Here is an 11,183-nt window from a genome sequence, read left to right as displayed (position 1 = left end):
CACTTCGGCTTGCAGATACGGCGGCCCAGAGTAGGCCGCGCAGCCGCGGGCGACAACCGAGGCCCCACCTCGATGGCACCACTGCGACAGGCGGCAGACTAGCGGTCCACCGGCATCCGCGGCCACTCCCGGCCGCTCACCGCGAGGGTCGCGGGATCGGTAGTGAGGGTCACGACCTCGTCGGATTCGTACTCCGATTTCGCCGCGGTCGTCGACCGGACCTCGAGCTCGGCCACGCCGACCAGGACGACGAGGCCCACCACCACCAGCGCGACGGTGGTGAGCAGCGGAGTGAGCAACTCCACCGGCGCGACACCCTCCGGCACCGCGGTGTGGTCACCGTGGTGGGCGCTCATGGCGGCCATACCGGTGTAGTGCATGCCACAGACCGCGACACCCATGATCAGTGCCGCACCGATGGTGTTGCCCCACCCTTTCACGTGCAGCATGAACCACAGCGCGGCGGTCGCGGCGACCACCGCGATCAGGATCGACAGCAGGACCAGTCCGGTGCTGTATTCCATCTCCGCACCGGAGTTCATCGCGGCCATGCCGAGGTAGTGCATCCCCACGACCCCGATTCCGGTGATCGCTCCGCCCAGCGGCAGGGCGATCACCTCCCGGTGCCCGCGCACCACGATCGCCAGTCCGATCAGGACGACCACGATGGCGATCCCGGCGCTGAGCAGCGTCATCGGCATGTCGTAGCGGATGGTCATCCCGCCGATGGAGAAACCGAGCATGGCGGTGAAGTGCATGACCCAGATACCCGCGCCGCCGAGCGCGATGGCGGCGGCGACCAGCCAGCCGCCGGCCTGTTCCGAGGATCGCGCGCGGACCGCGCACCGGAGACCGAGCACCGACCCGATGAACGACATGAAATAGGCGAGGACAGGCGTCACCCACCCATTGCTGAAGTGCTCGAGCTGCACGTGTAACTCCGTTGTATTAGTCGATTTCCGAACTGCGGCCACCTGGACAGTAGTTCGGCAGACCCCGAAGGGGTCTGCAGAGTAAAAATTTCACCCTACGGGGGTGTACATCCGCCACTTGATGTCACAACTGAGCTAAGGCCGAAATATCCGGATCAGCTCCGCAGGTAGGCAGGAGTGTTAGGCGGCACCACATTGTACACGAAGTTCTGCCGCAGTTCGTGGTAGGGCTCGCCCTCCTCGAAGAAGTTCCGGCGCATCTGCGCCAGTTCCTCGGCGCGGTACTCCGCCAGCGGTTTGGCGGCCTCGTCGGCCTCCCGCAGCTGCTTCTTGGCGGTCAGCCGATTCTCCAGCTCGGGCGAATCGGCCAGCGCCTCCGCCTCCCGGCGCACCCAGTCGGCGAACTCGGCGGTGTCCCCGGAACCCACCCGGTCCACCAGCCCGAGGTCCGCGGCCGCTTTCGCGCCCACCGGCAGGGTCTCCCGGGTGAGCCGGGCGGCCTCGGCCGCGCCGACGCGCCGCGGCAGCGAGTAGGTCCAGTACTCCGAGCCGTACAGGCCCATCAGGCGGTAGTGCGGATTGAGTACCGCGGCCTCGCGGGCCCATACTTCGTCGGCGGCCAGCGCCAGCATCACCCCACCCGCGGCCGCGTTACCGGGCAGCGTCGAGATGACGAGTTTGTCGGTGGTGGTGAGGATCGCCTCCACGAGATCGTTCATGGCGTTGATGTTGTGCCAGGACTCCCGGGCCGGATCCGCCGCCGATTCGATGACGTGCAGGTGGATACCGTTGGAGAAGAAGTCCCGGGCCGGACCGAAGACCAGTGCCCGGGTCGGCCGCGCGCAGGCCTCTCGGTAGGCGGCGAGCAACCGGCGGCACTGCGCGGTGCTCATCGCCCCGCCCGCGTAGCCGAATTCGAGGTAGCCCACCGACCCTTCCTCGCGGTAACGCACCTCGGACCAGGTATCGCGGACGGCCGCAGCGGCCGCCGACACCGGCACCTCCGGGGTGGCGGGGGGCAGGTCCGCGCCGAGCGCGGCCACCGCGGGTCGTTTGAATGTCGCCGGGCCGCCCGGCATCCGGCGGCGCCGCAACTGCGGCAACCAGACCGCACCGTCGACGGTGGCCCGGCAGATCGCACCGTCGCGGGTCGCGATCACCGCGCCCGGCTCACCACGCAGCCGGTCCTCGTTGTGGCCACCGTGCACGAAGTACTCGCGACCGTAGAGCTCGTCGAGCACGCCGGGCTGCGAATCGGCCGCGCGGAGTTTGCGCAGTACATCGGCGGTGCTGTCGGTCGTCCAGTCGATCCGGCGGTACTGCTGGGAGTGGTAGGGCCGCAACCGGCCCCGGACATCGGGCCGGTCGTAGTCCAGCGGCTCGGGCACGAAATCCCCGGTACCGAAACGTTCGACTGCCAGCAGCACCGCGGTGACGGCGGCATCCGACATCTCGTTGCGGTACAGCTCACTCTTCCCGCACGCGGGTACCGGGAAGGACACCGAGGCCCAGATCGGCCCTGCGTCCATCTCCTCGACCGCCTGGAGCACCGTGACACCCCATTCGGCCGCGCCCTCGCTGATCGCCCAGTCGAGCGAGGAGGGGCCGCGATCGCCCTTGGGACCGGGATGCACGATCAGCACGGTGTGCTCGGTCCAGATGTCCTCCGGGACAGCGGTGGTCAGCATCGGCGCCACGATGAGATCGGGCCGGAACGCCGCCACCCGGGCCCGCAGCAGATCGTCGCCGAGCGCCAATTCGACCGTGACCTCGTGCCCGCGATAACGCAGTTCCGTGTGCACACGCTGTGTCAGGCTGTTGAAAGCGCTCGCGACCAGCAGGACTCGCAAGATTCTCCTCCATCGGACAGGGAACCGATCCGCTCGTTCCCCGGATACGGTCTCTACCCGACCAAGCTAGTCCTGCGCCGGCCCGCCCGCAGCCCGGGCCCTCCCGACCACTCACTGCGCGAACGGATTCGCGGTGGGAGGAAGCGGGCGCGCCCGTTCGCGCCGCGCCACCTCACGAGGCGATGTGCAGCCCGAATCCGGTGGCTCCCGGCTCTTCGCGCCCCGCTTCGAGCCGGAGCGAGCGATCGTAGTCGCCGCCGGCTTGACGCCGATACCGGATCGGCTCGGCGGTGTCCAGTTCCGCCAGCCGCTTACGCAGATCGATGGCGAGCTGTTCGAAGCGTTCGTCGTCCACCCTGATCGCACCGTGTACGACGAACGGTGGCAGCACATCCATGCCCGGGTAGTAGAGGATGCCGTGGTGGATGGGGAACAGCACATCCGCTGTCGGGCCGTTGATCCCGCGATCGGAATACGCGGGTTCCCGGCCGCCGACGGCCACCACCAGCATCGCCCGCCGACCGGCGAGGACGCCGTCACCGTAGCGTGGGATGGCGGTCCCGCCCGCACCGTAGGCGAATCCGCAGGTGAACACCCGATCCACCCAGCCCTTGAGGATGGCGGGCATGGCGAACCACCACAGCGGGAAATGCAGCAGCACGGTATCGGCCCACAGCAGTTTCTCCTGCTCGGCCCGGATATCGTCGCTCAGCGTGCCGTTCGCGAAGGCCTCACCCGAGGCCAGCATGAAGTTGGTCTCCTCGACGGCCCCGAAATCGGTGGCGTCGGCGTGGGCCTTCCAGCCCATGGCATAGAGGTCGCTCACCCGCACGTCGTGGCCGTCGGCCCGCAACTGTTCGACAGCCACATCTTTCAGGGCTCCGGTGAGCGAATCGGGTTCCGGGTGCGCGTAGACGATCAAAACCTTCATGTCTGGGGCAACACCGCGACCCGGTGTGGACATTCCTGGCGTGCCCGCGCAGGCGCGCCAGCATACGAACATGCGGTCCCCGGCCGCTCGCGAGAGGCCGGGGACCGCATACTGTCGTGCCGAGGCGGTTATGCCTCGTTCTTACCCGCCAGCGCCTTGGCCTCACGGCGGCGGCGGTGCAGGATCGGCTCGGTGTAGCCGTTGGGCTGCGCGGTCCCTTCGAGGATGAGATCTTTCGCGGCCTGGAAGGCGATACTGCCCGCGAAATCGGGCGCCATCGGACGGTAGCCGGCATCGCCGGCGTTCTGCCGATCCACCACGGGCGCCATCCGTTCCAGGCTCGCCACCACCTCGTCGGTGGTGACCACACCGTGACGCAGCCAGTTGGCCATCAGCTGGCTGGAGATCCGCAGGGTGGCGCGATCCTCCATCAGCGCGATATCGGAGATGTCGGGCACCTTGGAACAACCCACACCCTGGTCGATCCAGCGCACCACATAGCCCAGGATGGACTGCGAGTTGTTGTCGAGCTCCTGCTGCTTGTCGGCCTCGGACCAGTTGGTATCCGTGGCCAGCGGGATCTGCAGGATATCGTCGACACTCGCGCGTGCCCCGCCCTTGGCGATCTCGGCCTGCCGCTTGAACACGTCCACCAGGTGGTAGTGGGTGGCGTGCAGGGTGGCCGCCGTCGGGGAGGGCACCCACGCGGTGGTGGCGCCGGCCTTGGGATGGCCGATCTTCTGTTCGAGCATGCCGGCCATCAGGTCCGGCATGGCCCACATTCCCTTGCCGATCTGCGCCTTGTGCGGCAGCCCGGCCGTGATACCGGTATCGACGTTCCAGTCCTCGTAGGCCAGGATCCACCGCTGGGTCTTCATTTCGGCCTTGCGGATCATCGGCCCCGCCTCCATGGAGGTGTGGATCTCGTCGCCGGTGCGGTCCAGGAAGCCGGTGTTGATGAACACCACGCGGTCGGCGGCGGCATTGATACACGCCTTGAGGTTCACCGTGGTGCGGCGCTCCTCGTCCATGATGCCGACCTTGAGGGTGTTACGCGGTAGGTCCAGCACATCCTCGACCGCGGCGAACAGGTCATTGGTGAAGGCCACCTCGTCCGGGCCGTGCATCTTCGGCTTCACGATGTAGACCGAACCCGTGCGGCTGTTGGTGAGCGCCACATCGTCGCGCAGCGAATGCTTGGCGATCAGGGAGGTGAGGATGCCGTCCAGAATGCCCTCGGGCACCTCGTTGCCCTCGTCGTCCAGGATCGCGTCGCTGGTCATCAGATGGCCGACATTGCGTACGAACAGCAGCGACCGGCCGTGCACGGTCAGTTCGGAACCGTCCAGGGCGGTGTAGACCCGGTCCGGGTTCATGGTCCGGGTGAAAGTCTTGCCGTTCTTGGTGACCTCCTCGGCGAGGTCGCCCTTCATCAGGCCCAGCCAGTTGCGGTAACAGAGGGTCTTGTCCTCGGCGTCCACCGCGGCCACGGAGTCCTCGAAGTCCATGATCGTGGTGACCGCGGATTCGATGACAACATCTTTGATACCGGCGGTATCGGTGCTGCCGATCGGCGAATCCGGATCGATCTGGATCTCGATGTGCAGCCCGTTGTTCTGCAGCAGGATCGACCGCGGGGCGGCCGGGTCGCCCAGATAGCCGACGAGCTGACCGGCATCGGCCAGGCCGATGGTGGTGCCGTCCTCCAGGCCGACCTCGAGTTCACCGTCGACGATGGCGTAGGAGGTCGAGCCGATATGCGAACCGGTGATCAAGGTGACCGCGTCGTCGAGGAAGTTGCGGGCCCATTCGATGACCTTGTCCCCGCGCACCCGGTTGTAGCCGGTGCCCTTCTCGGCGCCGCCGGTCTCCGGGATGGCGTCGGTGCCGTAGAGCGCGTCGTAGAGCGATCCCCAGCGGGCATTGGCGGCATTGATGGCGAACCGCGCGTTGCTCACCGGGACCACCAGCTGCGGCCCGGCGGTACTGCTGATCTCATCGTCGACGCCGGCGGTGCCGATGGTGAAATCGGCGGGCTCGGACTGCAGGTAGCCGATCTCGACCAGGAACTGCTTATAGGCCGACCTGTCGTAATTTGCGCCCGGATGTTCGCTGTGCCAGGCGTCGAGCTTGCCCTGGATTTCGTCGCGTTCGGCCAGCAGGGCTCGGTTGCGCGGCGCGAACTCGGTGATGATCCGCTCGGCGCCGGCCCAGAACGCGGCGGAATCGACGCCGGTACCGGGGAGCGCCTCGTTCTCTACGAAGTCGTGGAGAACGGTGGCAACCTCGAGCCCGCCGACCTTTTTCCGCTCTGTCATCTACGTGCCTCACTTCCGCGAAATACCGGGTGGAAAGTCGATGTTTATGTTACCGACCGGTAGCGGTGCTCCGATCGCCGGGTGATCACGTGGGCAGGAGCGCAGACGTCCCGATGCGGACTCTACCCCGCACCGTCGCGACCGCCCGGGCTCCGCCGCGCGGCGCTTCCGGCGGCCAGGGCGGGGTCCACGGGTGGGCGCCGGTCCACGCGACGGTAGTGCCCGATCAGGTGCCGAAAAATGAGCCGACAACCGCTACCGCCCTGTGCCACCATGTATTCCATCCGGCCCGCCGCCCCGGCAGGGCTACGACACAGCGAAGGGAGGAGTGGTCTTGTATCCAGTCGCATCGGCCGGTAACACCCGGTCGAACGCCGATTCCGCAGCACGCGCCAGTGCGCCGAAACGGCCGATGGGCGTGCGCGGCGAGCCGTCGCGGCAGCCGGAACCCGCCATCGGCGATCGCGCGATCGACCGGCTCCTCCCCCAGCGGCGCTGACCGCCCGCCTTCTCCCGTCTCCGTCGTGGTCCCGGCTGCCCCGGGCCGTCGAAACCTGGTGATACCCATGCCCACAACCGTTGTCGCCGAACCGGCAACGCTCACTCCGGACAACTGGATACGCGCCCGTGTGCTGGTGCTCGACGCCGGCTACGAGGCGCTGGCCCGGATTCCGGCCGGCCGGGCGGTAGTACTGCTGACCAGCGGAATCGCCGAATCAATCGTTATCCGGCAACCACATTTCCCGATCCGGTCCCAACACACCGAGATCATGCTGCCGGAGACGATCCGGCTGGTCCGCTACCGGTACCTGGCCCATCTCGCGGTCCGCCGGCCCGACAGCCGCGCCACGCACGCCGCGATCCTGCGGCGTGACGGGAACCGGTGCGGTTACTGCGGCTCCGGGGCACACACCGTGGACCACATCCGGCCGCGCAGCCGAGGCGGTCCCAATACCTGGGAGAACCTCATCGCATGCTGCGTGACCTGCAATACCGGTAAAGCCGACCGCACCCCGGAAGAGGCCGGGATGCGGCTGCTCTGGCCGCCGCGGCCGCCGGACCCGCTCGCCCGGGCGCAGCGCCGGATCTGGCGACAACTCGCGACGACAACCACCACCGAGGCGATCCAGGAAAGGAGGGGATCGAGATGACCGTCGAGATTCTGGCAGACCTGCTACCCGTTTCCGACAGCCGCGGATGGCAGCGGGCCGCCTGCCGTGGCGACCCGAACCACGAGGCGTGGTTTCCCTACCCGTCCCAGGATTTCGCCTATGCGCGGGAAGTGTGCGGGCGCTGCCCGATCCGGCTCGAATGCCGGAGGTTCGCCGAGCGCACCGGACAATCCGGCGTGTGGGGCGGGCAGGAATTCGACCGTGGCACGATGATCCGGGAGTAGCCGGATCGAAGCTGGTCGGAGGCACTGTGGGGCCGTGCGGCGAGCACGGCCCCACAGTCGTGACCGTGGTGCTTCACCGGGCGGTTCAGGACCATAGACTGACTGCCCGTGGGTACCCATCGCAGCACCGGTTCTTCCCGGAGATCGAGCAAGGGACCGGTGATCGCGGCGGTTATCGTGGTGGTCCTGGTCGCACTGGTTTTCGGATGTTCTCGACTGGACACGGATTCCGCGGACCGATCGGCGGCCGCGGGCACGTGCGTGGAAGGCGAGGCCGTCCTCGACGTAACGGCCGATCCGGAGGTCGCCGACCCGGTCCGAACCATCGCGGAAAGATACAACGAGACCCGGCCGGTGGTTCGCGACCACTGCGCAAAGGTCGTGGTCACCGAGCGGCCGTCCGCCGATATGGTGGCCGCCTTCACCTCGAACGCCACCTGGAATCCCGTCCTCGGTCCCCGGCCGGGGCTGTGGATACCGGTTTCCAGCCGCGATATCGAGTCCATGCGGGTACCCGGCCTCATCGAGGGCACCCCGCAGTCGATCGCGTCCAGCCCCATCGTGCTCGCCGTGCCGGAGATTCTGCGGCACGCGCTGGCCGCCACCCAGACCTCGTGGGCGGATCTGCCACGGCTGCAACAGGGTTCACTCGATCAGATCGGTCTTCCGGGCTGGGCGGGGCTGGAGCTGGCGCTCCCGCCGGGCGACAGCACGCTGGCCGTCGCCGCCGCAGTCGCGGGCGCGATCTCGGGCACCGAACCACTCACCGAGGAGGCCGCGAAATCCGGCCAGGCCGTCTCCGCGGTATCGGGTCTGGCCGCCGCCGCACCCGAGGCCGCGGACGTCTCCGCCGCGATGACCACCCTGTCGTCCGCCGCTCCGGCCGAGGCCCCGGTGCACGCCGTACCCCTGACCCAGCGGCAGCTCGCGGCCAACGGCAGCGCGACCGCCTACGTCCCCGTCGGGGCGGCACCGGTGGCCGACTACCCGGCCGCGATCATGTCGGGGCCCTGGGTGGACGAGGCACAGAATCTCATCGCCGGCCTGTTCGCCGATTACCTGCGCAGGCCCGAACAGCAGCGGGACCTGGTCGCCGCCGGATTCGCCGCCCCGCCGGCCCAGCAGGTCGTCTCACCGCCGCGCGCCGCGCTGGACCGGCTCCGGAAGGCGCTCACCAACCCGGTGCTCGGGGTGCAGGCCACCGCGCTGCTGGATGTCTCGTCCTCCATGAGCACCACCGAGGGCGGCCTCACCCGCCTGGCCAACACCGTCGGCGCGGTGGCCTCCACCCTGAATGTGATGCCGCCAGATTTCGGGCTGGGGATCTGGACCTTCGGCAAGAACGTCGACGGCGACACCCCGTACCGGGTCGTCGCCGGCACCGCCCGCCTCGACGACGAACACCGCGGCACCCTGATGGGCTCGCTCGGCAAGATCGAGGCGACCGCCGCCAGCACCGACGAATGCTATCCGGCGTTGCTGGCGGCATATCGCGGCGCGATCGAGACCTACGCCGCCGAACGCACCAACTCGATCCTGCTAGTCACCGACGGGCCCGAGGACGAGTCCACGCTCAGCGGAGAAAACCTGCTGGCCGCCATCCAGGACGCGGGCGATCCCGCGACGCCCGTCCGGGTGGATGTCATCGTCGTCGGGGGCGGCGAGGGCACCGATACATTGCGCACACTGACCCAGCGCACCGGCGGCAGCTATGCCGTACTGCCGAGCAGTAACGACCTCGAGTTCGGCACAGCCGTGGTCGGGGCGCTCACCACACCCTGACCGGCGGTCAGCCGGATCGCCCGGCCCGGGATTCCCGCCAGCGGTAGCGGGTCCGGGGCCGGCCGGTCCGGCCGTATTGGATCGGGGTGCGGTCGGGAGCCATCACCACGATGAGATCCAGCCCGGTCGTCTGCCGGATCTGTTCGGTCACCGGTTGCAGCAGCGCGGTCGGGTCCGGGGACCCGCACCGCGGCCGCGGTGGACGATTCCGCCGCGACGCTCGCCGCGATATCGGTGACCTCGCGAGTGACGGTCCGGTCGCCCTCGCGCCGGGCGTCGAGCACCACGTGCCCGACCCAGAGGGCTGTGACCAGGGCCAACAGCAACAATTGCAGGACGAAGACCTATTCCGCCAGGGACTACCGACCGGTTCGCACTGGCTCCTCCGCTGAACGAAATACACAAAACCGTGACGGGCGTCACGTATCGGTCCACCATTGCACAGGGCGTGGTGGCCGAGTTCACCCCGCCCGCGCACTACGACTCGGGAGGAGGCCTGGTCATGGAAGACCGGACTCGAACACGGCGGGATCGCACCCACTGGCTCTATCTGGCGGTCATCGTCGCCGTCCTGGCAGGGATACTGGTCGGCTGGCTCGCGCCGGCCGCCGGCCGCGCGCTGGCACCGCTGGGCACGATGTTCGTCGATCTGATCAAGATGATGATCGCGCCGGTCATCTTCTGCACCATCGTCCTGGGTATCGGTTCGGTGCGCGCGGCCACCACCGTCGGCAAGGTCGGCGGTTTGGCGATCGGCTACTTCCTGGTGATGTCCACGGTAGCGCTGGGTATCGGGCTGTTAATCGGCAATCTGCTCGATCCGGGCACCGGGCTGAACATCACCGAGTCGGCGGGCCAGGGCGCCGAGTACGCCGAAGAGGCGCACGGCGCCGGCGGCACCGTGGAATTCCTGCACAGCATCATTCCCACGACCCTGGTCTCCTCGCTGACCGCGGACAGTGTGCTGCAGGCGCTGTTCGTCGCGCTGCTCGTCGGGTTCGCGGTGCAGGCCATGGGTTCGGCCGGCGAGCCGATCGTGCGTGGTGTCACGCTGATCCAGAAGCTGGTATTCCGGATCCTGTCGATGGTCCTCTGGCTGGCCCCGATCGGCGCATTCGGCGCGATCGCCAATGTGGTCGGCCGGACCGGCCTCGACGCCGTGGTCCAGCTGGCCACTCTCATGATCGCCTTCTACCTGACCTGTCTGCTGTTCGTCTTCGGTGTCCTCGGCGTGCTGCTGCGGCTGGTCGCGCGGGTGTCGATCTTCAAACTGTGCCGTTACCTGGCCCGCGAGTATCTGCTCATCGTGGCCACCTCATCCTCCGAGTCGGCGCTGCCACGACTGATCGCGAAGATGGAACATATGGGGGTGCAGCGCACCACCGTGGGCGTGGTCGTACCGACCGGCTATTCGTTCAACCTGGACGGCACCGCCATCTACCTGACCATGGCCTCCATCTTCATCGCCGACGCGATGGGACAGCCGCTGAATCTCGGCGAACAATTCGGACTGCTGGTGTTCATGATCGTGGCCTCCAAGGGCGCGGCCGGGGTCACCGGCGCGGGCCTGGCCACCCTGGCCGGCGGGCTGCAGAGTCATCGCCCCGAACTCCTGGACGGCGTCGGATTGATCGTCGGTATCGATCGGTTCATGTCCGAGGCCCGCGCGCTCACCAATTTCTCCGGTAACGCGGTCGCGACGCTGCTGGTCGGCACCTGGACCAAGACCCTGGACACCGGGCAGGTGCGCGACGTCCTGGACCGGAAACTGCCGTTCGACGAGGAGACCATGGTGGACGACCACCAGTCGCGTCCTGCCGAAGAAGATGGCGCAAAGGTCGTCGTCCCGGCCTGACGCCACATCGCGGACCGGCGAGCCGGTCGCGCCCCGGTCGAGGTGCCGTTCTGCGGAACTGTGCCCGGCCGGGGCGCGGCCCTGACCCGGCGAACGACTGCGTGCCGCACAGCAAGACC

9 protein-coding genes are annotated in these 11,183 nt (G+C 68.0%); 4 read left to right on the top strand and 5 right to left on the bottom strand.

Annotated elements, in window-relative coordinates; all coding sequences use genetic code 11:
- Window positions 1-98: 98 nt before the first annotated feature.
- From ACQPYS_RS13515 to ACQPYS_RS13500, 4 genes are all read right to left on the bottom strand, one after another.
- Entirely contained in the window at window positions 99-932 is an 834-nt protein-coding gene (locus ACQPYS_RS13515) for an MHYT domain-containing protein (RefSeq protein ID WP_063034316.1), read from the bottom strand.
- A 155-nt stretch (window positions 933-1,087) separates the two neighbouring features.
- Window positions 1,088-2,782, bottom strand: a complete 1,695-nt coding sequence (locus ACQPYS_RS13510; protein WP_433492800.1) for a hydrogenase maturation protein — start codon at window positions 2,780-2,782, stop codon at window positions 1,088-1,090.
- A gap of 172 nt (window positions 2,783-2,954) precedes the next feature.
- A complete protein-coding gene (locus ACQPYS_RS13505) occupies window positions 2,955-3,713 on the bottom strand; it encodes an NAD(P)H-dependent oxidoreductase (protein WP_431938326.1) in 759 nt (252 codons plus the stop codon).
- Window positions 3,714-3,841: 128 nt separating this feature from the next.
- Window positions 3,842-6,031, bottom strand: a complete 2,190-nt coding sequence (locus ACQPYS_RS13500) for a malate synthase G (protein ID WP_433492799.1) — start codon at window positions 6,029-6,031, stop codon at window positions 3,842-3,844.
- A 566-nt stretch (window positions 6,032-6,597) separates the two neighbouring features.
- Here ACQPYS_RS13500 and ACQPYS_RS13495 point away from each other — a divergent pair.
- The 3 genes from ACQPYS_RS13495 (at window position 6,598) to ACQPYS_RS13485 (ending at window position 9,209) form a co-directional block, all read left to right on the top strand.
- Complete coding sequence (locus tag ACQPYS_RS13495) at window positions 6,598-7,182, top strand: HNH endonuclease (RefSeq protein ID WP_433492798.1); 585 nt, start codon at window positions 6,598-6,600, stop codon at window positions 7,180-7,182.
- A complete protein-coding gene (locus tag ACQPYS_RS13490) occupies window positions 7,179-7,427 on the top strand; it encodes a WhiB family transcriptional regulator (RefSeq protein ID WP_063034311.1) in 249 nt (82 codons plus the stop codon). The genes ACQPYS_RS13495 and ACQPYS_RS13490 overlap by 4 nt, the downstream gene beginning before the upstream one ends.
- 159 nt (window positions 7,428-7,586) lie before the next feature.
- Window positions 7,587-9,209, top strand: a complete 1,623-nt coding sequence (locus tag ACQPYS_RS13485; protein ID WP_433492797.1) for a VWA domain-containing protein — start codon at window positions 7,587-7,589, stop codon at window positions 9,207-9,209.
- Between the two features lie 7 nt (window positions 9,210-9,216).
- Here the strand turns inward: ACQPYS_RS13485 and ACQPYS_RS13480 are convergent, their stop codons facing one another.
- Complete coding sequence (locus tag ACQPYS_RS13480) at window positions 9,217-9,360, bottom strand: hypothetical protein (protein WP_433492796.1); 144 nt, start codon at window positions 9,358-9,360, stop codon at window positions 9,217-9,219.
- Between the two features lie 351 nt (window positions 9,361-9,711).
- On the opposite strand from ACQPYS_RS13480, the gene ACQPYS_RS13475 reads away from it, so the two are divergent.
- Complete coding sequence (locus ACQPYS_RS13475; protein ID WP_433493040.1) at window positions 9,712-11,064, top strand: cation:dicarboxylate symporter family transporter; 1,353 nt, start codon at window positions 9,712-9,714, stop codon at window positions 11,062-11,064.
- The last annotated feature ends 119 nt before the right edge of the window (window positions 11,065-11,183 follow it).

Source organism: Nocardia grenadensis (genome assembly GCF_050942415.1).
Taxonomy (GTDB): Bacteria; Actinomycetota; Actinomycetes; order Mycobacteriales; family Mycobacteriaceae; genus Nocardia; species Nocardia grenadensis.
This window is presented reverse-complemented; position numbering and strand designations above follow the sequence as displayed.

What these genes read in the sequence shown, in the direction of transcription:
- ACQPYS_RS13505 (WP_431938326.1), bottom strand. Translation starts at nt 3,713, where the DNA reads ATGAAGGTTTTGATCGTCTACGCGCACCCGGAACCCGATTCGCTCACC.
- ACQPYS_RS13500 (WP_433492799.1), bottom strand. Translation starts at nt 6,031, where the DNA reads ATGACAGAGCGGAAAAAGGTCGGCGGGCTCGAGGTTGCCACCGTTCTC.
- ACQPYS_RS13495 (WP_433492798.1), top strand. Translation starts at nt 6,598, where the DNA reads ATGCCCACAACCGTTGTCGCCGAACCGGCAACGCTCACTCCGGACAAC.
- ACQPYS_RS13490 (WP_063034311.1), top strand. Translation starts at nt 7,179, where the DNA reads ATGACCGTCGAGATTCTGGCAGACCTGCTACCCGTTTCCGACAGCCGC.
- ACQPYS_RS13475 (WP_433493040.1), top strand. Translation starts at nt 9,712, where the DNA reads ATGGAAGACCGGACTCGAACACGGCGGGATCGCACCCACTGGCTCTAT.